The sequence below is a fragment of the Priestia sp. TRN 1309 genome, from assembly GCF_050846875.1.
Lineage (GTDB): Bacteria > Bacillota > Bacilli > Bacillales > Bacillaceae_H > Priestia > Priestia zanthoxyli.
Genome location: NZ_JBOZGM010000011.1, coordinates 34,854 through 54,894 on the forward strand (window position 1 = coordinate 34,854; position 20,041 = coordinate 54,894).

Sequence of the window (20,041 nt, forward strand, 5' to 3'; positions counted from 1 at the left end):
TATGGTGCTAGTGAACAAGATTAATACAATCTATGCAGCAAAATGTTTGAACATGCTTTTTAAATTGTAAAATTCAGAAATTTGTCCTTGCTAGGCATTCACAGTGAAGTATTTATTAGCTATAATAAAAGAGTAAGAAGGAACGGTTAAATTTTATTAGAGAACTTACGTCTCTAGAAGAGTTATTTTGTCATTATTATCATCATGAGATATGGGAAGTCGGTTTTAACTGCAGTAGCTGTATAATCCTTTTAATTAGATTGAGGAGGAAAATCAATGCGCTTACTTTTAGTATTAGGAGTAACAATTGCTTTTTTAGCATCCATCTTCAGAGCGGGATACAATGATAAACCGGGTGTTAAAAAATAACCACTACATATCATCGTCGACATAAATAAAAAAGCGAGGTTCAAATTTTATTGAACCTCGCTTTTTATTTAAGATAAACCAGCGTAATTTTGTTGACGCAGCGCTTCATAGATTAAAATAGCTGCTGTATTAGATAAATTTAAAGAACGAACATTTTCTGTCATCGGTAAACGAAGACATCTTTCCATGTTCTCTTCAATAATGTGCTTTGGCAGACCCTTTGTTTCTCTCCCAAATACGAAGAAATGATCCTGCTCTAAGTCACTATAATCAAATGTTGTATGTGGCTGTTGACCAAATTTTGTGATGAAGTAAAAGCCTGCTTCAGGATACTTTTCAAATACTTCTTCTAATGAATCATGATACACCACATTTACAAATTCCCAGTAATCCAATCCAGCTCGCTTTAACATTTTATCATCTGTTGAAAAGCCTAACGGCCGAACTAAATGCAGCGTCGTATTTGTTGCTGCACATGTTCGCGCAATATTTCCTGTATTTGCTGGAATTTCTGGTTGAAATAACACTACGTGTACTCCCACAAATTTTCACCTCTGCTAACAAATCTATTCATCATTATACCACTAACTTGCTAAAACGAAAGACTTACCGATCAACGATATGGAAAAAATCATACTTAATCTTTGGCGTGTAAGCCGTTGAATCTTCATAAGCCCAATATCTCATTCGACTATTATACGTGTTCGCATTCACAAGAGGCATACCGTGACCGTCTTTTGCTACAACAATCGTCGTATGATTCCATCTTCCATCTCCTTCAAAATCGTAGCAGATAACGTCTCCCGGGACAAGTTCGCTTGCTGAGGATTTCCTCACAGCCCGAAGTCCTGATTTGGAGTTACTTAAATAGCTGTGCATGGAATGAGCAACGGCCCAGCTATAGCTCCAGGCGTTCCCTCTCATCCACCATCCGTTTGCTTTTTTAGGATACCCCCGCATCGGCGCCTTTCCTGCATGCAAACACTGTGAGATATAGTTGGTGCAGTTTACCTCAAACTGCTTATAACTTTCATTAGGTTTATCCCAATGTTTTTCTGCATACTGAACAGCTGCAAGACGATCATAATAAGAGGCTCTTTCTTCGTCTTCCTCTACTTCTTCTACATCCATTTCAACCTCATCTTCAGAAAAATCCTTTACCAGCAGCTCATCTTGAATAAGTGTATCTTTATAAAAAAGAGCTAAACGATCTTCAATTTCTTCTTCTATATAGAAAAAATCGTTTTGTTTTAAAAATGCCTGAATGTGCACCTTATATAATACTCTTGTTTCTTCCTGATCCGTATGAGCAGATTGAATAGAACCTTTCATATTACATTTTAAAACATCAACTTCTCTTTTTTTTACAAGAGACCGCTTTAGCTCACACTGCTGTTCAATGAAAGGCTTAAAGTCTTCATGAAGCTCACCTTTTACATAGCTGTCCGCACGCGCTTTAATTAAAGTATATAATACATTCCTTTTTGTTAGCATAATGTCACCACTTTTCTAAGCGTTTATTATACGCTATGACTCATTAGCTAACTTTATCAATAAAAATACGGTTTAGATCTCTTGAAGCATCTCTATACCTTTTGACATTTCTTCAATTACTTCTTGGTCCTTTTCTTTTTCTCTTAAGTTCATAAGTGTATCTAATGCTTCTTTATCACCAATTTTGCCTAACGCCCATGCCGCCGTTCCTCTAATGACAGGGCGAACGTCATTTTTAATTAACTCAATTAAATCTGGAACAGCGGTTTGGTCTTTAAAATGGGCAAGTGCAATAATGGCATTACGCTGAATTGGCTTTTTCCCTCTCCATGACCCTGAAACATGTCCAAATTTCTCTTTGAACTCACGATTACTCATCGTTAAAAGCGGTTTTAATTTAGGCTTCGCAAGTTCTGGGTCAGGCTCCATCTCAGGGTGAAAATGAAAGTCTTTGCCTTTATTTTCAGGACACACAGTTTGACATGTATCACAGCCATATAAACGATTGCCTAATTTACTTCGAAATTCTTCAGCTAAAAATCCTTTTGTTTGGGTTAAAAAGGCAATACATCGCTGCGAATTCAGCTGACCGCCTGTTACAAGCGCACCGGTAGGGCACACATCCACGCACTTATTACAAGTACCACAGCCGTCTTCTATCGGTTTATCAGGAGGAAACGGGATATCTGTAATCATTTCCCCTAAATACACGTAGGAACCGAATTCAGGTGTGATAATGGCACAGTTCTTACCGCTCCAGCCAATACCAGCTCTTTCTGCTACAGCTCGGTCCGACAGCTCGCCTGTATCTACCATCGATTGAAGGATAGCTGCAGGTACTTTTTCTTTTATGAAAGCTTCAAGCTTTTGAAGCCTATCACGTAAAACCGTATGATAATCTTGTCCCCAAGAAGCACGGCAAAAGATCCCTCGGCGATCTTCCTTTGTGCTCTTTGGTGCATCCTTTAATTTAGAAGGATACGCAAGTGCAATTGAAATAATGGATCTAGCTTTTGGAACAACTAATGTGGGATCTACTCTTTTTTCAATATCAGGTTCCTCAAAGCCTGAAGCATAACCTAACTCTTGCTGTGCTAACAATCGATTCTTTAACTCATCAAACATAGAAGCACTCGCAAATCCAATCTTATCGATTCCAATCTCTTTGCTGTATGAAATAATTTCTTCCTTCAACTGATACGCATTCATAGTGAGTAATAGCCTCCTTTCTAAGAAATTCTATATATTCATGCATTGAACTGTTTTCTCACTCAATGAAATGATAGGATGGTATCTATAAACGAACAAATACTAATTATAATAGAAAGGATCAAAAAAATGAACTTTACATTATCACCCGCTATTAAACAGCTTTGCCCTTCTTTTAAAATGGGAATCATTCAGTATAAAAATATTGAAGTTGGCGATTCTCCTCAAATGCTAAAAGGACGTCTGCGCCTTTTTCAAGAATCCATTTATTTTGACCTTGAGTCAAAAAAAGTAACAGAATTTGAAGGTGTTAGCGAGTGGAGAAAGCTTTTCAAAACATTTGGAACGGATCCAAGTAAATACCGTCCTTCTATAGAAGCTTTAATTCGACGGATAGGAAAACAAACGTATCTTCCTTCTATCAATTCTGCTGTGGACATTAATAACTTTTTTTCATTGCAATATGAAGTACCAATTGGAATTTATGATTCTTCTAATATAGAGGGCCACGTTGAATTTACTATCGGTAAAAAAGAAGAGTCTTACGAAGCTCTAAATGAACGTAACATTTCTTTAGAAAATAAAATCATTTCAAAAGATGCCCTAGGAGCTTTCGGAAGCCCTTATGTCGATTCTAACCGAGCGTACGTAACTGAAAAGACAACACAAGCTGTACAGTTCATCTATTTAAAACCTTCACTTTCAGAAGAACAGGCTTATAAACTAACTAAATCCTTAAGTGACATGTTCATTCAAATTCACGGCGGCGAAGCAACCTATCAAGTCATTAACTGATGTACGTAAATATAGCGTCTATCTTGAAAAGATAGACGCTATATTTACGCTAAAAATAAAAAACGCAACATCTCAGCTTTGAAAGCGAGACACTGCGTTGTGATAACAATATGTATGGAGCGGGTGATGAGAATCGAACTCACGACATCAGCTTGGAAGGCTGAGGTTTTACCACTAAACTACACCCGCAAATATTATCAAAATTTGTCGACCAATAAGTAAAAATAAAAACAGGAATCATCCTGTCAAGTAAAGCTAAAGTACCGATGGTCGGGGTCGAACCGACACTCCCGAAGGAACACGATTTTGAGTCCCCAAAACAACTCGAATCTTATTTAGATCTTTACCTTCAACGTTTGTCGAACTTTGTTGTTTTTTCGGTTAACACGATTACCTTTATTATTATGCCTTGTTCCTTCGGAAAAGTCAACACTATTTATGATTTTTTTGATTGTTTTTGATTAATTTTTATTGAATTTAGCTTGCCCCAATTCCTTATACTTTTTTATAAGTTCCTTTTCATAATTCCTCGCATCTTCTTCTCGATCAAACTCTCCCATAAACTTATACTCAATTTTCCCCTCTTGCATAAGTTGCTTATGTTCCGAGTTTCTTCTATTAGTATACCTTCTACACCGATACCAGACTCCACTTCCTACATAAACAACTTCACTATTTAATAAATGAAGATAAACAATGTACTTATTCACTTTTCTGAGTTCATTTGGATCAAGACCGCATTTCTTAATAAGCTGTATTATCTTCTGAAATGTAATCCCATACATTCTTGCAATATCTTGGTTTGTCATCTTATTTGATAAATGTTTAATAAGTTCTTCTTTTGTTGGTAACATAAAAAATCAACCTCCTAGAGTTTTTATATCTGGAAGGTTGATTTTGTAAACCACAGTTAAAATAAAATTAGCTTATTTTTGTTAAACTTCTAAACGGAACTTGCCCATTTTCAAATAAAGTATATCCAGTTACCATACCATGATCAATTGCCCAATAATCTACGTTGATGCTTACAGTTTCATTGTTTTTCTCTTTTTGTATCCCTAAGATATTTCCTACAGGTGTTAAAGACCTTTCATTATCAAGAAAATCAATTTTATAAGAAATTAATTTTTCATTCTTATGATTTGTTTCTTGGTAAACTTGAAAGCACTGGAACTCTATATTTTTATTACTAGCAAAAATCAATTCTGTACTTATTTGTAATTCAGGGAATTTTATTTTTGAAAAGTATGTAACAAATTCTTGTACAACATTTGTTTTAAAAATAACCTCTTTTAAAATCATTTTGCTTCCCCCTCTATATTTAATTACAACTAAGTACAATTTCTACCTTTTTCCTAAATATACCTTTTGAAAATAAAATAAAATTAATATTTTATAATTTTAATATGCTATTTACTACAAAACATCTTCTAACCATTTCCAGTCTGTACTTTTCATATCATCCGAGTAATTATCCATAAACTGTTTAAAAACTTCAGTATCCTTTACCTTTAAGTACAGTTCCATTAATTTCTTCATTTCTTCTACGCATGAAAATTATTTATAATATTCAGTTAATTTTATATATGTTACACTCCTATATATTTATTATAATATAAGGGAATTTAAAAGGGGAAAACTGTCTCCATTTCGTGGCACAGAGTTAACTTTCTTGCTCATTTTATTTTTTCTGATAATTCAAGGAGAGCTTTTGCAGCTTTACGAGCATCAAACTTTCCAATTTCTTCGTAGTTAAAATTCATGGTGAAACACCTCGATATAAGATATGCGACACTCTTTGTCTTGGTTTCTTATACCGAGAAAATTGAAATTGTAAATCAAAATAATTAATTTTTACATTTTAAACTTTATAAGGTACTTTAAAGTTTCTTTATTTCTTTAAAAGCGTTCTCAACATTTTTTAAAGCTTTTTTTATCTCATTGAAGTTTAGAGATATAAATCCATTTTTATCCAAAAATTCTGGTGTGATTTCTCCAGAATGCATAAGAGCATTCCTCAATTTATAAAGATTTTGAATTGTATTCCAGTAAGACTGGTTAATTTCTTTTAAACTTTTATTTTTAAGATATTTTAGAATTACGTTATATTTTAAATCCATAAGGTAACCATTAATACCCTGTAATTTTTTATAAATAATATCTGATTCGGGTGCATTGTCTTCTATATATTTTGAAATAAAAGACTCTTGAGCAATTGCTCCGTAAATAATTGCTTCATTGATTTTCGACTCATAAAGAGCTGTCTTCGCTTTTTCTAAGAACTGATGGCTAATTCTATATTTGTCTTTTTCGAAATCTTCATAGTCATCAAAAAATTCATCGTATATTTTATTAGCACTTACTCCGGAACCAGCCTCCATATAATTATCGATCGTTGTAATCGTTTTTCTCATTTCTCTATCAATTTTTGCATTAGGTGCATAGAAAAAATAATCTGTAAATATTCCTAACATGTCACTAGTGGGATTGATAGAAATAGGACTTAACCAAAACATACCTGATTTTTCTTTAATGTAATCAATAATTTCATTAATCCTAGGAGAAATATCTTTCATAATATCCATTTCAACCTCTTCAGGTACATCTTCTACATCATGTTCGTATTCTTGAAAGGTTGTTTCTCCCACAAGTTTTTTCTCTATTTTATTAACCTTATAATTTTGATAATGATACTTATCTGAAATAGCTTCTATTTGCATAAACTGACAAGATTTCTCATCATAGTTTTCTGAGTAGATACTTTCGTATTCAGCATCATTAAAAAGCAAAGTCATTTTAAAGAAAGAAAATTCAGGAAAATTAAATTCTCTTTCGTAATCTTTTGCGTCTTTTAGTCTAATAATATAAGGAAGCCCTACTCTACATTGTATTTTTATACTCATATTTTCACCACTTCTTTCTTATTTTACGGTAAAATTATACTATATTATGTGTTCGTATAAAAGAATTATAGTGGTTAATTATTACTTTTTATCCATATATGTATGTTTTTATATTAAAATGTAGTAGTCTCTTGTAAATGCTGGTTATTATTAAGAATATAAAAAGAGATTAATATAGAGGAGGTCATTTTTTTGCCTACGCCACAGGATACATTCTTCAATGATATAGTTCCTTTTTTCACCAAAATACAAAGGAGATTAGTCGAAGCCACACAAAGCAACCAAAAATGGCGGGATTTTTTTTCATCAATGAGATTAGTCTTAATACACGATGAAAATTATAATGTCGTTGATTCAAGCCAAAGCAAATTTTGGATATACCTTTCAACAACAAGAGATGAGCATTCATTTTCAACGGAGAAAGAGGATGATTTTGGTTATGCTTCTGGAACAGACTCTTTAAGTCACATCAACCTTACAATTATAGATAAAATAAGAAGCTTTTTCATTTATGAAATAGTAAAAAAAGCTAAACCAATTCAAATTGCAGAGTATTTTTATAATATGTACCGCAATTTTTATCCAGACATTCCTTTAGAGAAAAAAGATAACTACGCTAAATTCAGCCTACATAACTGGGACTTTGAATCAGGTATTTTTGCTTTTACAGCTACGAGAATAAATGTTATTTTTCCCTTGCAAGATCAATTAATCAGTGAAGATATTATAGATCATACAGGGGGCAATAGAAAAATACTAATTATTAATGCTGAAAAGGAAAAGGCAGAGAAACAATTTACTGGTTTTGATGAAATTATTGATATTAGTGATATTATTTTTACAATCTCAGAATTTAATTTTACAAGCAGTATAGATTTTTATCAAAAGGTAGCCTCCCTAGAAACAAAGGAAATTTTTGGTGTTTTTGACATACTGAAAACAACTGTTATCACTGAAATTTACCAACTTCAAAAAGAACTGGTTGATATTCCGGAATCAAATGGAAATGCCTTTGAGGATTATGTAGAAAAGTTTTTAGATATTTGTTTCTCCCCTTATTACGAAGAGTTTAATCTACGAGTTCAGAACTCTAATATTGATGGAGTAAGAAGAAGAGACTTTATCATAGATAATAGTAATTCTAATAATGCATTCCTTCGAAAGTTAGAGGCTAAGAACTGTGAGTTTCTCTTATTTGACGCTAAAAATTATAAAGAACCTCTCAGTATGAGAGATTTAGATACATTTACTAGTTATCTGAATGAGAATCCCTTCTTTGGAAATATAGGTATAATTTTTGCTCGTAATGGCCTTAAAGATAATGCCAAAGATTCGTTAGTTAGAAACTTAGCTAGGAATCAAGTAAAAATATTAATTTTAGATCAAGATGATATGCTATCAATGTTAGACTTTATAGATCGAGGTAAAAACCCTCTTTCTATTATAGAGAATAAATATAAAGAACTCTTGTTACAACTTTAATTAACTAATAAACTGTTGATATAGAATTACTTTGCATGGGGGATTACATGTTCTATGCAAATTAGAGGGGCAAATTATGGCTAGAAAATCAGAAAAAACTTTAAGTGGATTAAAATTAAACTTTTTTCAGTGGACAGAAAATGAAATTCGTGTAACCATTGAAAACCCTTATGAAGGTAAACCAAAACATATCTCAAGTGTTGAACATACCAACAGGCATCATGGAAATAACAAAGCTAGGACTCACAATAACCTTTTCGGCTTCTTCAAAGAAGTTCTTCAAGCTAATGGTAAGTGGAAAGAAATTAAAGAAACGAACCTAGGGAATAAAAGGAAATTATCTGAAAAAGATAAAATTGATCTTGAAAATAAGTATGGATTCATCTATATAACTACTAATCTTCTAAATGGGATGAAGTATATTGGTAAGCATTCGAGATTTGATGACAATTATTTTGGTAGTGGAGTTCGTCTAAGGGCAGCAATTGAAGAGCTTGGAGAAGAGAATTTCGAAAGAGAAATTATCGCTTATGCTTACACAAATGAACAATTAAATGAGCTTGAGAAAATGTATATCGACACTTTCAATGCAGTTAGTGATCAGACTTTTTACAATCTTGCTCCAGGTGGAGATGGATGGTATGGAGATAAAAAAGAAACCATGCTGATGAACGAATAAAATATTCAATACCAAGTCCATTCTTTTGAATGGGCTTTTTTACACGAAATCGCGATTTGGGTTGGTCGTAGTTAGTGAACCTTCCCCCGTAATATTAGTACAGTGTCTGTTTTTTTCTAAAACAGTGGGCGATACAAACTTTCGCCTCCATTTTTCAAAAAAATTTTAAAAAATTAAATGAATTTCTTCGAAATCTTTATTGAGCACCAATCATCTTTAGCTATTTAACATCTACTATCAATCATCTTTCTAACAATCAACATAACGATTGCAATTGATGTTGCTTCATTGCTTCAATCGTTGATGCTACATCTACTACGTCAACTACATCTTCTGTAGCTAACCATCGATGCTTCGACGTCTTACAGTCGATGATGCTGTTGCTGATGCATCTGCTGTATGATGATGCTACATCCATCGTATGTTGTTGCTATATCTTCTGTATCATCTACTGAATGTAACTACTACCTATCTAACTTAATCCATCGATTAGTAACTACATCACTTACTTCCTTGAATACATAACATATTCATTAGCATTACATTGCTTTATCATAAGCTGTATCTAACTGCATTACTTAGCTGTTATATGCTTAGATACTACAGCTTATATTATCTGTTTAATACGTTCCGTATAAAGCCTAGAGAAACAGCTTTATATCCGTACTCTTTTAAACGTCTATTCGTATTCTTTAAAATGTCAGTTAAGCATGTTGTTTGAGCAGCAAAATATAGAACTAAAGATTCTGCTAAAATGAATCTATATTTTTCAGGTCTATACAGATGCCTAATAGATTCGAGTGCTTCGATATATTCTGGACGTTCATGTTTAATATAATTCTTCATACTAATCACTCCTTGTAATTTATTAGGCATTTGTTAGCCATCTGCGTATTGAAGAAATTTAAACGGAGATCCGTTAGGACCTCCATCAAATTAGCTAGGCGTACCCGCAGTAGTAGTTAATGCACCGTTACCATCTAATGAAATCTTGTAGCTAACAAGGTCATCATATGGAGCTTCCATACTGAAGTCTGTAATTGTACAGTTACCTTCATATTTAGCTCCACTAGGAAATTCTAAATAAACATCTACGTTCTGAGAATTTAAGAATGCTGTCTCAAGTAAGCCGTATGCTACATCTGATTCAACAAAAGCACCATCACAATCAATTGACCAAGATTTGAAGCCTTGCAAGCTCTCTTTCCAAAATCCTGCTGTATCTTTTGACGTTGCCTCAATGCTATCAGCACTACGCTTTAACGACGCTGTTTTTTGACCTGCTAATACTTGTCCAGTAGTAGCATCTTTGATAAATAATTTAACGCTCATGCCTGTCTGTTTCATGGTATTGTATTACTTCCTTTCGTTTATCAAGAAATAAAAAAGAGAGCCGAAATTATCGACTCTCATACTTGTGAAATGTTTCACAAGTTTAGGTATAATTAAGAAGCACTTACGTTTAATTTAACGATTGCTTGAGGGTTTGTTACAGCACTATCCATGAATGCATCAAGTACGAACAAACGACTGCCTCTCAAGGCCTGAGTAGTATCAGTTGCTACTTCGATAAGACCCATATCTTTCTTGATAAGCATTGAAACTGCTTCTTCAATATTACCGAATAGAGCAGGAGTAGTATCAGGAAGAACGTCTGTAACAGAAACTTCTAAACCGAATAATGTGTAAGTTAGCTTGCCGTTTACAATACCGTTCTGTAGGTAGAAGTGGCCCATTTGATCCTTCATTTTTGATACTTTGTTAAAGAAGGTACGATTAAAAATAAATCCAGAAGTAGTTAAGAAATCGGGATGAATAGAGTTATACATATCAAGTAAATCATCGATTTCTAACGTTTCTAATGTACCAGCAAAGGCAGTAGGTTTAACATCAACGTCATTAATAATACCGTTAAACTCGTTTCCACCGGCACCAATCAACATGCTCTTTTCTACAGCTTTAACTGTACGTCTTGCAAGCAAGTCTTTTGCGTAAGCACCAATATCAATTCCAGCATCATTGATAAATTGATTTGTTAAAGAAATAGCAGCACCAACACGTTTTTGTTTTAATTCAACAGGTACAAAGTTAATTACTTGTTCTTGTAAATTTTCAGCTTCTCCAACAAAACCTGCTACTACTGAATCGTTTTCTTTATTTACTTTCAATGAACCAGCCATTGTTGGGAATTTACGAGCTTTTGCAAATACAGGAGAAATTTCAACCATCTTTAATACGATCTCATTAGCAACGTTAGTTGGAATTAATGAACCTCCATCTGTTGTCATGTTTACTCTACGAATCTCTTTACCTTCACGAATAATCCGTGAAAATTCATCATATCCTCGTTGTTCAGCTTTACCTTCACGTAATTCTTTTTCTGTAGTCATTTTAATCATGTCATTTCCTCTTTCTTCTTCAATATTTTTGTAATATTCCGAATTATCATCAGATAACTGTTGAGGGACTTCCACCTCTTGAACTAAGTCAATTCCACGAGCTGCAATTGTGCTTTGCGAATAAGCAGGATTCTTTACAGCACTTACTTCAAAAAGTTCGAGTTCCTCAATAGTACGAATGGCCATTCCTTCAACGTAATCCCATGAATCTTTAATACTTCTAAATCCAAAGCTCATACTTGAAATCAAGCCACTAGATATTAGCGTATAAAAGTCTTGTCCAAAACTCGTTGGAGTGATTTTAGCTTCCATGTATAGACCATTGGGATCCTCACGAAGAGTTAAACTATCATTTCTTGTACTTGCTAGTAGTTGTTTTGCGTCATGTTCACCAAGAAAATCAATATCTTTATTTCGATTCTCGATTGCACGCTTGAAAGCACCTGGAGCGATCTTCTCTCGGAATTTCTTTGTAACTCCTAAGACTTCGGATAGTTGACCAGGCTTGTTTACGTATCCAGCAACTGATAAGTCATTGCCATCAGACGTTAGATTGATTTGATTGGTCGTTCTTATTTCCATTTTCATTAGTTGAATTTTCCTCCTTCTGATTATTTTTGTTATCTACAACACCCATGTTAGGAATTGTTAATTCACCGGTATCTGCATTTTTAATTACAGAACCAAGAGATAATAAGTAGTAATCATCTTTAACTTTTGGCTGATGAAGTTTATGACGAGCTTCATTAAACGACAAAAGGCCACTTTTAAAAGCCGCCTCGATTGTATCCATCTTTTCTTTTTCAGTTGTACGAAGGATTTCTTCTGTCTTAAATCGGAAGTGATAACCTAAAGCTTTTTCGGTATCAGTTAAAAGATTTTTATTCAAGTATCCTTCAATTGAAGTAATGATTGGACCAATACAAGACTGTAAAAAAGTAAGATTATTCTGTTCAAGAGAAGCATATTTGTTTGCATGAGAGTTGATCATCGACTCAGGAATCGAAAAGATTCTGGCAACCTCTGAAACAATAGCTTTCTGACTTTCTACCATTTGCATTTTGTCAGGGGATAAACTCAATGGATGGTAGTCCATACCTTCTTCTAAAATGATTGTCTTTCCAGTATTCTTGGAGCCTCTATAAAGGCTTGTCCAGCTTTCTCTTAGGTTATTAATTGCCTTCTCAGTCAATCTTGATGAAGCTTTAAGAATACCTGTAGGAATAGCTGCGTTACCAAGCAATGAATCTGTATAATCTAATTGATTAAGAGCGATTTGAATTAATTGAGCGTTATCATATAGCAAACCATTTGTACCTGAATTAATTTCAAATACTTCCGTATCATCTAACCAAAGAGTTTCCATTCCGTTATACTGATACGTTTTTTTAATAAAAGAAATATAGTCTTTCGTCATTCCCTCTTCGTTTACGTTTCTAGCAGGTAAAACATGAAGAGAACCATCTTCTTTTTTGTAGACGTACGCTTTTCCTCGTAACAAATAATCCTGTACGATTTGTTTCTTAATAACCTGACCGACATCATAGTTATTAGCAGTACAATTAAGTCTATTTACTCGTGGATCATTCTTAATTTTTTCAACCGATTGATCTGCTTCATTTTCAACATAAAGATGAATAGGAAGTTGAGAGATTGAATTACTAATAAGTTCTACTGCTGCCTTAATAGCAGGAATTGAAAGAGCTTGAGTTTCATCAACTGGCGCCACTGGTCTGCTGTAAAAAAATGTTGCTGAGCCAACATATTCATCAGAACTTTGGGTCTTTACCTTTGAACCTGACCATTTAAATGGATTTTTCATTTAATCTGTCCTTTCTAATGTTGTGATTTTATTATTGAAATTTGTTTATCTAAACAAAAAGTAGGCGAAATAAAAAAAGACATCTCAATAAATGAGATGCCTCGTGAACTACAATCAAAATGATGTAATTCGTCAAATCTACACTGGAATTAGTACATTACTTAACATGTAAGCAACAAGTAGGATTCGACCAAGATCCCACCTAAGATTTAACTATTTAATAAATACCAAATGAATTTTATATTTGATGCTTATTAAATAGTTAAATTAAAAAAGACGTACTAAAGAGTACGCCTCTTAGGATGCTGTGCTCGGCTGGAGCGATAACAACTAGAAAAGAAGAACATAAAGAGAAGATTCAATTATGACAAGCGTCTTAGACGCCAATTAGTTATAAAAAGAGGAGAACCAGATGGAAAAACTGGCTCTCAGTTGAAACTTTAATGAACACATCAAAGAAGTAGAAAGATAACGAAAGAATTGAAAATGCGGAGGAACGCATGTTTAAAAAATTCTTATTAAGTACTTCTACTGCTTACTTGAGCAAAATAGAAGATAAAAAAATAGATTGCTCTCTAACTTACTTCTCTATTATTAATATATACAAAACTAAGTTTCTGTACGTAAAATAATAACTTTTTAATACTTTTATTGCTCTATAATTTATATATACAACTAAATGATTCTAGACAGTGTTTGAACATTTTTCAGGAATTTTTTTAGTTCATTTACTTGATTGGATCTACTTTATATATGTTATTAAGATGCAAAATCAATTTGTTTTTTCTGCTTCCATATATCATAAGGAGTGACGTAAATAGGAGTTGAGATTCCAGCTTTTTTTACTTTTTGTGCTTTGTAATCAATTAACCCAACTTCTTTTAACTTTGATTTAATTCTATAAAGTTTACCCTTCTTTATATTGCAATACCTATAAGCATCCTCTTCTGTAAAGATAACGAATAATCGTCCATCGCTATCTGTAAAATCTTTAGCATGCTTTTTCGACAGCTCATTTAAATCTAGAAGCCAAGAGTAATAAATAATATGGTCTCCAGTTAGTTCTCTAAATTTTTCGTGTTGATATATTTCCTTGTAGACTTTAAAGAATTTATTTTCCATGTTGTACATTTTAATTTCCTCCGTTGTTTATATAATTTGGTTACGCTATATTTATATCTGCCTTGTTCCATTTGTAAACAACATCGGAAAATTATTTTATTAAAATTTGCATCGAAGGAAAAATCTTGATTTTTTCTTCGTATAATAAGTATTTTATTTATAAGTATAGTAAATAAGTATAGATAGAGTATTATTTTGAAACATGTCATGAGTACCATTATGAAATTACTAAGTCCTAAAATGGAACAACTTTAGATTTTAACTTTATTTCACTACTTTCCTACTCACCTTAAAAACACTCGCTAACAATTAGCAAGTGAATGTTATTATCTATTCTTCATTATTTGACTTCCAACCGTAAATAAATGTAAAAACATCGTATTTTACCTCTTTAACCGGAGTTTAAAATACCTTACCATTTTTAGTTTCATATGTTTTTTCCATATTTGGTGTCTCCCTATCTGCTACCAAATGGGAAATTACTTATTTTAGAGATAAAAAGGATACTGATAAATCAGTACCCTATAAATTCAAATAAATTATACAATATATTTTTGATAAAGTTCTTCTTTATAACGATTAATTAATGACGTTAATACCTCTGTATTTGGTGCATGTATAACTGAAGCAAGAATCTCATCCATCAAGTCGTAATCTTCTTCTGGGAGATTAGGTCTTTCTCGAATTTCCCCATTAAAAATTTCCATTGAATAAGAAACAGCTGCTTTTACACGTGGTAAATAATCATCATCATAATAATCAGTATTAGCCAAAGTAGCAGGATCTCCCCAGCGTTCAATTGGCGTTTTAAGAGCAAACGAAAAAGCTGCTCTCACAAAATTTTCGTACCTTAGTTTATCAGACATTCTTTCACACCCCCTTCTTTTATATTAATACAACAAATTATGACAAATTACCTGTTTTATAATAGAAAAAAATACATTTATTTGTAATCATTAATAAACATAGATACAGCCTAGAATGTTTTTTTCATTTCAGAGGCATTATATCTTCAAAATCAAAAGTGTAAAGCAAAATTATAAAATTAAAATTTTATAATAAAAAAGAATCAACCATTACAGTTGATTCCTTAACATTTTTGTCAGTTTTATAACTTTCCTAATTTCATTTACTTTAGCATCCAAAGCCATTTTGTTAGGACCAAATACTTGACGAACTAAATCATGCACTTCTTCAACTCGATTTCTAACTTCAAAATAATGAGCATAATCTCGCATTTCATTTATAAGCATATCAAATTGTCGCTTTCTCCGGTTAAGTGGCTTCATTTTATTTTTTAATATATAAGCTTCGATTTCTTCTTTTTCAACATAAAAAATATGAAGGTTACTCATATATACAGACAACCTTCTTCCCCCATTTCGTTTCTGAATCCGTTTAACAATTTCGATTTTAGCTCGCTTGCGTTTGTAAAGCTCAGAAAGTGAAATTGCTCCATACTCACGAACATCTGAATATGATCTGCGATACTTTTTTATTACCTCTTCAACAGTGGCGTATTTATAATCTCCAGTTAGCTGAAACAATTTAGCACGAATGTTATCAATTTCTTTGTCAGTTTTTTCTAACTCCTTGTAATCTTCTTCAGAGTCGCAAGTCTTATCAAGAATACGTGCCCAGTTTATTAGATTACTTAGCTTTTCTTTCAACTCTTTAATTTGTTCTGTCATTTGTATGACCTCCAGTAGTTTTATTTTCTACTACTGTTATATCGGAACACACGTTCTTGTAAAGCGAAATATGTGACGAATTTGTGAACAGACGAAACAAAAAATAAACCGAACAATTTTATTTTGCTCGATTATGTAAACTAATTTGGAATATTATAGTCAGCTTTGTATATTCACTTCGCTCTATAACTAGATGTATTCTTCTCGATTTTCGTAAGGAGCTCACGCATTTCCGTTCTATTATGATTAACCCTATCAGAGCGAGTAATAATCTCATCAAGACGCTTATTGACTGAATTAAAATTCTCTTTCATTTCTAGACGAACTTCATTAATCTGTTTTTTCAATTCTATTTCTGATTTTTGTAGCTCTTTTTTTATTATCTCTTCCACATTGTTAACCTCCTTGTTTATAAGAACACTTTAGGTAATTTTATTATATAAATCTTATTTTTAGAGATTTTCGCTGTATTCTTTTAATTACCTATTAAACCTAAATAGAAAATCATTGCAGGCTGATCTAGAGCCTCTAAGAGCTATTCTATATTAATTTAATAAATTAAATTATCATTGTCATCCTCTAACCAGTTATAGAACTTATCACTTGTATAAGAATTTATTTTGGTGTGAGATAGATCTTTCATAACTTCTTGATAGTCAGCAAACTCTTCTGAATGTTTATAATCTGAGTTATTACACATTCTTTCAATACATTTGAAAGCAAACCCTCTTATATTTTCTTGCGGTACTTTAAGGTATTGTCCACTTTCAATAGTATCATTAACAAACTTTCCTATAAGGATATTCCATTGTTTTTTAGACCACCTACCAATTGTGAATTCAGAATAAAATTCATTACAGGCATTGCTTAATAGTTCTCTAAATTCTGCTGGTTCTAAAGGTTTCTTGAAATTACAATTGTAATTTATATTATTATTTTTATCTTTTTCTTTTTTATTTTTCTTTTTAATACTTGAGCCTTTTTGTACAGGCTTGCTGTGTCCTTTTGGTATTCCTAGGTTTTCCCTTTCGTCATAGCTAGGAGTTACCTTTTTTACTACTGCTTCTGGTTTTGTTGTAATTTCTAGGTCTTCCCTTTTGTCAGAGCTGGAGTTTACTTCATCAAATAACTCTTGAACGATTTTATCCGTAATATAAAAGTATTTCTTCGAGGGAACACCCATTATTTTAGTTTCTATGTAGCCTGCTTGTTCTAAATCCTTAACAGCCTTTAATTGTTGCTTATAAGTCAAAGCAGTCTCTTCCTGTAATGTATCACTTGTTAGAAAAAAATATTCTTTGTTGTCTTTTACTGTAATCATTCCTTTTCCATTAAAGCTTTCATAACTTGCACAAAGTTGACCAAAGATAATTGCTGCATTTACTGATACTGATTTAGCTAATTGTTTGTTATACATAACAAATCCTTTACCACTTAAAACTGACATTAATTTCATACTCTCTATCTCCTTGTTGACACAGAAGAAAAAGACTTGCTATCATATGAACATAGAAGTTTAATCTTCTGCTTTTTAGTGAGAGATGGTAGAGCCGCCAAGCTTAATTACCATCTCTTATTTAATTATATTATTTATCTGAATATTCGTAAAATTATAGTGTCAAACCTTTTAGTGCTCCATGAAGTTTATGCTTCACCTCTAAATCTTGTCCCCACATATTAACGTATCGCTTTGTAATCGTAATATCTGAATGACCCAGTAAATGCATTAAAGAGAAAGCATCGACTCCTGCAACTATCATTCTTTTTGCCATTGTGTGCCTAAATGTATGTGGACTTACCCTTTTATTTATATTTGCTGTATTTCCGTACTTGGTAAATCTTTTTTGAATGCTGTGAGGCTGTAAATCAAGATTGTCTTGACTAATAAACAATTTATTTGTCCCTTCTATATGTCCTCTTATTTGTATATACCTTCTCAATTGTTCTTGAGTGACTTCAGAAAGATAAACTGTTCTTTCAAATAAATTTTTAGTTTTTCTTATTATGATTTTATTTCCCCTAACGTCTTCAACTTCAATACCTACCAATTCCGATAGCCTAATCCCTGTATCAAGAAAAACAAGTAGCATTACTTCATCCCTAAAGGAAACAAATGTTTTCTGTTTTCTTATTATTTTTACTAATAGCTCTATCTCTTTGTTATCTAAAGTCTCAATCGTTTTTTGACGATCTCTCAATAGTTTAATGTTTTGCATGGGATTCTTATCAATCAGCTTATTTTTAGAAAGATAATTATAAAATGAACGCAGTGCACGTAATCGAGTATTTATGCTCGTGATTTTTATAGATTGTTTACTCATTAGAATAAAGTTCTCAATATCTTGCTGCTGGCATTCAACCAATTGTTTATCTATACGCCTTCTAAATGCTTGAAATTCGTTTTTATAATACTCAACAGTAGCAGGTCTTAAATTCCTTAGATAGCAGTCTCTGAAGAATTTTTCAAATGCTTCTTCATCATTTACTTTCTTTTTAATGATATTTAATTCTTTTTCATTTAACTCTCCACGTCTACTCATAAAAACCTCCTATACACACGATTCGGTGCACACGATTTTGGTTTATTTTTGTCGTGTTAAGAAAAACACAAAAAAGACTTCAACGTATTCGTTGAAGCCTTGTCATTATAAGATTCAAGTAAAGCTAAAGTACCGATGGTCGGGGTCGAACCGACACTCCCGAAGGAACACGATTTTGAGTCGTGCGCGTCTGCCAATTCCGCCACATCGGCAAAATAAAAAAGGCAAGTTAAAATTATAAATGGTGCCGAGGGCCGGACTTGAACCGGCACGGTAGTCACCTACCGCAGGATTTTAAGTCCTGTGTGTCTGCCAATTCCACCACCCCGGCAGCTTGTAAATAAATGGAGGCGGCAACCGGATTTGAACCGGTGATAAAGGTTTTGCAGACCTCTGCCTTACCACTTGGCTATGCCGCCATTTACTCAAGACTAAATAAATTTATTAAAATTAAATTGGAGCGGAAGACGAGGTTCGAACTCGCGACCCCCACCTTGGCAAGGTGGTGTTCTACCACTGAACTACTTCCGCAAATATGGCTGGGCTAGCTGGATTCGAACCAACGCATGACGGAATCAAAATCCGTTGCCTTACCGCTTGGCGATAGCCCAATATTGGAATATGCATATCGTTTATAAATGGGGCGACTGATGGGAATCGAACCCACGAATGCCGGAACCACAATCCGGTGCGTTAACCACTTCGCCACAATCGCCACGTATATATGCAATGTTAATTTTATAATTGGCAGGGGCAGTAGGAATCGAACCCACACTGACGGTTTTGGAGACCGTAGTTCTACCTTTAAACTATGCCCCTGTAAATGGTGGAGGGGGGCAGATTCGAACTGCCGAACCCGAAGGAGCGGATTTACAGTCCGCCGCGTTTAGCCACTTCGCTACCCCTCCGATATAAATGGTGCCGGCAAGAGGACTTGAACCCCCAACCTACTGATTACAAGTCAGTTGCTCTACCAGTTGAGCTACACCGGCATTTTAAAAACAAATGTTTTTAAAATGGTGGCTCGGGACGGAATCGAACCGCCGACACAAGGATTTTCAGTCCTTTGCTCTACCAACTGAGCTACCGAGCCTTATTAAATTTAAAATGGCGGTCCCGACGGGAATCGAACCCGCGATCTCCTGCGTGACAGGCAGGCATGTTAACCGCTACACCACGGGACCACTTTGGTTGCGGGGACAGGATTTGAACCTGCGACCTTCGGGTTATGAGCCCGACGAGCTACCGAACTGCTCCACCCCGCGATGATAATATATGGTGGAGGATGACGGGATCGAACCGCCGACCCCCTGCTTGTAAGGCAGGTGCTCTCCCAGCTGAGCTAATCCTCCACTATTATGTAGATAAAAATAAATGGTGACCCGTACGGGATTCGAACCCGTGTTACCGCCGTGAAAGGGCGGTGTCTTAACCGCTTGACCAACGGGCCATTATAAAATGGCGGAGAAGGAGGGATTTGAACCCTCGCGCCGCTTACACGACCTACACCCTTAGCAGGGGCGCCTCTTCAGCCAC

General features: G+C 33.8%; 20 protein-coding genes and 15 tRNA genes. 3 read left to right on the forward strand and 32 right to left on the reverse strand.

The window, feature by feature from the left end:
* Positions 1–437: 437 nt before the first annotated feature.
* From trmL to queG, 3 genes are all read right to left on the reverse strand, one after another.
* A complete protein-coding gene (gene trmL / locus ACRPLQ_RS25365; protein WP_016762878.1) occupies positions 438–911 on the reverse strand; it encodes a tRNA (uridine(34)/cytosine(34)/5-carboxymethylaminomethyluridine(34)-2'-O)-methyltransferase TrmL in 474 nt (157 codons plus the stop codon).
* A 64-nt stretch (positions 912–975) separates the two neighbouring features.
* Positions 976–1,863, reverse strand: a complete 888-nt coding sequence (locus ACRPLQ_RS25370; protein WP_028412692.1) for an amidase domain-containing protein — start codon at positions 1,861–1,863, stop codon at positions 976–978.
* Positions 1,864–1,935: 72 nt separating this feature from the next.
* A complete protein-coding gene (gene queG / locus ACRPLQ_RS25375) occupies positions 1,936–3,072 on the reverse strand; it encodes a tRNA epoxyqueuosine(34) reductase QueG (RefSeq protein WP_033580873.1) in 1,137 nt (378 codons plus the stop codon).
* Positions 3,073–3,201: 129 nt separating this feature from the next.
* On the opposite strand from queG, the gene ACRPLQ_RS25380 reads away from it, so the two are divergent.
* Positions 3,202–3,867 carry a B3/B4 domain-containing protein gene (locus ACRPLQ_RS25380; protein ID WP_033580874.1) on the forward strand — a complete coding sequence of 222 codons (666 nt, stop codon included), beginning with the start codon at positions 3,202–3,204 and terminating at the stop codon, positions 3,865–3,867.
* 115 nt (positions 3,868–3,982) lie between these two features.
* Here ACRPLQ_RS25380 and ACRPLQ_RS25385 read toward each other — a convergent pair.
* From ACRPLQ_RS25385 to ACRPLQ_RS25400, 4 genes are all read right to left on the reverse strand, one after another.
* A tRNA-Gly gene (locus ACRPLQ_RS25385) sits at positions 3,983–4,056 on the reverse strand.
* A 272-nt stretch (positions 4,057–4,328) separates the two neighbouring features.
* Positions 4,329–4,721: a hypothetical protein gene (locus ACRPLQ_RS25390; protein ID WP_432236312.1), complete on the reverse strand. Its 393-nt coding sequence runs from the start codon at positions 4,719–4,721 to the stop codon at positions 4,329–4,331.
* A gap of 67 nt (positions 4,722–4,788) precedes the next feature.
* On the reverse strand, positions 4,789–5,169 hold the full coding sequence (locus ACRPLQ_RS25395; protein ID WP_432236313.1) for a hypothetical protein: 381 nt from the start codon (positions 5,167–5,169) through the stop codon (positions 4,789–4,791).
* Positions 5,170–5,747: 578 nt separating this feature from the next.
* On the reverse strand, positions 5,748–6,770 hold the full coding sequence (locus ACRPLQ_RS25400; RefSeq protein ID WP_432236314.1) for a hypothetical protein: 1,023 nt from the start codon (positions 6,768–6,770) through the stop codon (positions 5,748–5,750).
* Positions 6,771–6,962: 192 nt separating this feature from the next.
* On the opposite strand from ACRPLQ_RS25400, the gene ACRPLQ_RS25405 reads away from it, so the two are divergent.
* Together ACRPLQ_RS25405 and ACRPLQ_RS25410 are read left to right on the forward strand one after the other, a co-directional pair.
* A complete protein-coding gene (locus tag ACRPLQ_RS25405) occupies positions 6,963–8,252 on the forward strand; it encodes a hypothetical protein (protein ID WP_432236315.1) in 1,290 nt (429 codons plus the stop codon).
* Positions 8,253–8,328: 76 nt separating this feature from the next.
* A complete protein-coding gene (locus ACRPLQ_RS25410; protein ID WP_432236316.1) occupies positions 8,329–8,931 on the forward strand; it encodes a GIY-YIG nuclease family protein in 603 nt (200 codons plus the stop codon).
* 256 nt (positions 8,932–9,187) lie between these two features.
* Here the strand turns inward: ACRPLQ_RS25410 and ACRPLQ_RS25415 are convergent, their stop codons facing one another.
* The 25 genes from ACRPLQ_RS25415 to ACRPLQ_RS25535 all read right to left on the reverse strand — a co-directional run bounded on the left by ACRPLQ_RS25415 (position 9,188) and on the right by ACRPLQ_RS25535 (position 19,955).
* Complete coding sequence (locus tag ACRPLQ_RS25415) at positions 9,188–9,349, reverse strand: hypothetical protein (RefSeq protein WP_432236317.1); 162 nt, start codon at positions 9,347–9,349, stop codon at positions 9,188–9,190.
* A 194-nt stretch (positions 9,350–9,543) separates the two neighbouring features.
* Positions 9,544–9,777, reverse strand: a complete 234-nt coding sequence (locus tag ACRPLQ_RS25420; protein ID WP_432236318.1) for a hypothetical protein — start codon at positions 9,775–9,777, stop codon at positions 9,544–9,546.
* A gap of 90 nt (positions 9,778–9,867) precedes the next feature.
* Positions 9,868–10,278, reverse strand: coding sequence for a phage major tail protein, TP901-1 family (locus ACRPLQ_RS25425; protein WP_432236319.1), 411 nt, complete (start codon positions 10,276–10,278; stop codon positions 9,868–9,870).
* 98 nt (positions 10,279–10,376) lie between these two features.
* Entirely contained in the window at positions 10,377–11,918 is a 1,542-nt protein-coding gene (locus ACRPLQ_RS25430; protein WP_432236320.1) for a phage major capsid protein, read from the reverse strand.
* Positions 11,872–13,152 carry a phage portal protein gene (locus tag ACRPLQ_RS25435; protein WP_432236321.1) on the reverse strand — a complete coding sequence of 427 codons (1,281 nt, stop codon included), beginning with the start codon at positions 13,150–13,152 and terminating at the stop codon, positions 11,872–11,874. The genes ACRPLQ_RS25430 and ACRPLQ_RS25435 overlap by 47 nt, the downstream gene beginning before the upstream one ends.
* Positions 13,153–13,911: 759 nt before the next feature.
* Complete coding sequence (locus tag ACRPLQ_RS25440) at positions 13,912–14,283, reverse strand: replication initiator protein A (RefSeq protein ID WP_432236322.1); 372 nt, start codon at positions 14,281–14,283, stop codon at positions 13,912–13,914.
* 530 nt (positions 14,284–14,813) lie between these two features.
* Positions 14,814–15,140: a hypothetical protein gene (locus ACRPLQ_RS25445; protein WP_432236323.1), complete on the reverse strand. Its 327-nt coding sequence runs from the start codon at positions 15,138–15,140 to the stop codon at positions 14,814–14,816.
* Between the two features lie 210 nt (positions 15,141–15,350).
* On the reverse strand, positions 15,351–15,965 hold the full coding sequence (locus ACRPLQ_RS25450; RefSeq protein ID WP_432236324.1) for a hypothetical protein: 615 nt from the start codon (positions 15,963–15,965) through the stop codon (positions 15,351–15,353).
* 173 nt (positions 15,966–16,138) lie between these two features.
* Positions 16,139–16,357 (reverse strand): hypothetical protein, encoded by a 219-nt coding sequence (locus tag ACRPLQ_RS25455; protein WP_432236325.1) that lies wholly within the window; start codon positions 16,355–16,357, stop codon positions 16,139–16,141.
* A gap of 158 nt (positions 16,358–16,515) precedes the next feature.
* The gene (locus tag ACRPLQ_RS25460) at positions 16,516–17,421 is read right to left on the reverse strand and encodes a hypothetical protein (RefSeq protein WP_432236326.1); all 906 of its coding nucleotides are present in this window, start codon (positions 17,419–17,421) and stop codon (positions 16,516–16,518) included.
* A 154-nt stretch (positions 17,422–17,575) separates the two neighbouring features.
* The gene (locus ACRPLQ_RS25465; RefSeq protein ID WP_432236327.1) at positions 17,576–18,505 is read right to left on the reverse strand and encodes a tyrosine-type recombinase/integrase; all 930 of its coding nucleotides are present in this window, start codon (positions 18,503–18,505) and stop codon (positions 17,576–17,578) included.
* A gap of 130 nt (positions 18,506–18,635) precedes the next feature.
* A tRNA-Leu gene (locus tag ACRPLQ_RS25470) sits at positions 18,636–18,717 on the reverse strand.
* Positions 18,718–18,747: 30 nt separating this feature from the next.
* Positions 18,748–18,836, reverse strand: a tRNA-Leu gene (locus tag ACRPLQ_RS25475).
* 14 nt (positions 18,837–18,850) lie between these two features.
* Positions 18,851–18,924, reverse strand: a tRNA-Cys gene (locus tag ACRPLQ_RS25480).
* 37 nt (positions 18,925–18,961) lie between these two features.
* Positions 18,962–19,036, reverse strand: a tRNA-Gly gene (locus ACRPLQ_RS25485).
* Positions 19,037–19,041: 5 nt separating this feature from the next.
* Positions 19,042–19,116, reverse strand: a tRNA-Gln gene (locus ACRPLQ_RS25490).
* Between the two features lie 28 nt (positions 19,117–19,144).
* Positions 19,145–19,220 (reverse strand) — tRNA-His (locus ACRPLQ_RS25495).
* A gap of 30 nt (positions 19,221–19,250) precedes the next feature.
* Positions 19,251–19,324: transfer RNA gene (locus ACRPLQ_RS25500), tRNA-Trp, on the reverse strand.
* Positions 19,325–19,329: 5 nt separating this feature from the next.
* Positions 19,330–19,413: transfer RNA gene (locus tag ACRPLQ_RS25505), tRNA-Tyr, on the reverse strand.
* 8 nt (positions 19,414–19,421) lie between these two features.
* Positions 19,422–19,497 (reverse strand) — tRNA-Thr (locus ACRPLQ_RS25510).
* A 25-nt stretch (positions 19,498–19,522) separates the two neighbouring features.
* Positions 19,523–19,598: transfer RNA gene (locus ACRPLQ_RS25515), tRNA-Phe, on the reverse strand.
* Between the two features lie 15 nt (positions 19,599–19,613).
* Positions 19,614–19,689: transfer RNA gene (locus ACRPLQ_RS25520), tRNA-Asp, on the reverse strand.
* Between the two features lie 4 nt (positions 19,690–19,693).
* Positions 19,694–19,770, reverse strand: a tRNA-Met gene (locus ACRPLQ_RS25525).
* Positions 19,771–19,781: 11 nt separating this feature from the next.
* Positions 19,782–19,857: transfer RNA gene (locus ACRPLQ_RS25530), tRNA-Val, on the reverse strand.
* A gap of 23 nt (positions 19,858–19,880) precedes the next feature.
* Positions 19,881–19,955 (reverse strand) — tRNA-Glu (locus ACRPLQ_RS25535).
* Positions 19,956–20,041 lie beyond the last annotated feature (86 nt).

Bases quoted from the DNA above. Each gene is read 5' to 3' on its own strand.
- ACRPLQ_RS25465 (WP_432236327.1), bottom strand. From the start codon at position 18,505: ATGAGTAGACGTGGAGAGTTAAATGAAAAAGAATTAAATATCATTAAA.
- ACRPLQ_RS25430 (WP_432236320.1), bottom strand. From the start codon at position 11,918: ATGAAAATGGAAATAAGAACGACCAATCAAATCAATCTAACGTCTGAT.
- ACRPLQ_RS25460 (WP_432236326.1), bottom strand. From the start codon at position 17,421: ATGAAATTAATGTCAGTTTTAAGTGGTAAAGGATTTGTTATGTATAAC.
- ACRPLQ_RS25420 (WP_432236318.1), bottom strand. From the start codon at position 9,777: ATGAAGAATTATATTAAACATGAACGTCCAGAATATATCGAAGCACTC.
- ACRPLQ_RS25395 (WP_432236313.1), bottom strand. From the start codon at position 5,169: ATGATTTTAAAAGAGGTTATTTTTAAAACAAATGTTGTACAAGAATTT.
- ACRPLQ_RS25415 (WP_432236317.1), bottom strand. From the start codon at position 9,349: ATGGATGTAGCATCATCATACAGCAGATGCATCAGCAACAGCATCATC.
- ACRPLQ_RS25450 (WP_432236324.1), bottom strand. From the start codon at position 15,965: ATGACAGAACAAATTAAAGAGTTGAAAGAAAAGCTAAGTAATCTAATA.
- ACRPLQ_RS25400 (WP_432236314.1), bottom strand. From the start codon at position 6,770: ATGAGTATAAAAATACAATGTAGAGTAGGGCTTCCTTATATTATTAGA.
- ACRPLQ_RS25445 (WP_432236323.1), bottom strand. From the start codon at position 15,140: ATGTCTGATAAACTAAGGTACGAAAATTTTGTGAGAGCAGCTTTTTCG.
- ACRPLQ_RS25425 (WP_432236319.1), bottom strand. From the start codon at position 10,278: ATGAAACAGACAGGCATGAGCGTTAAATTATTTATCAAAGATGCTACT.
- queG (WP_033580873.1), bottom strand. From the start codon at position 3,072: ATGAATGCGTATCAGTTGAAGGAAGAAATTATTTCATACAGCAAAGAG.
- ACRPLQ_RS25435 (WP_432236321.1), bottom strand. From the start codon at position 13,152: ATGAAAAATCCATTTAAATGGTCAGGTTCAAAGGTAAAGACCCAAAGT.
- ACRPLQ_RS25410 (WP_432236316.1), top strand. From the start codon at position 8,329: ATGGCTAGAAAATCAGAAAAAACTTTAAGTGGATTAAAATTAAACTTT.
- ACRPLQ_RS25440 (WP_432236322.1), bottom strand. From the start codon at position 14,283: ATGTACAACATGGAAAATAAATTCTTTAAAGTCTACAAGGAAATATAT.
- ACRPLQ_RS25380 (WP_033580874.1), top strand. From the start codon at position 3,202: ATGAACTTTACATTATCACCCGCTATTAAACAGCTTTGCCCTTCTTTT.
- ACRPLQ_RS25390 (WP_432236312.1), bottom strand. From the start codon at position 4,721: ATGTTACCAACAAAAGAAGAACTTATTAAACATTTATCAAATAAGATG.
- ACRPLQ_RS25370 (WP_028412692.1), bottom strand. From the start codon at position 1,863: ATGCTAACAAAAAGGAATGTATTATATACTTTAATTAAAGCGCGTGCG.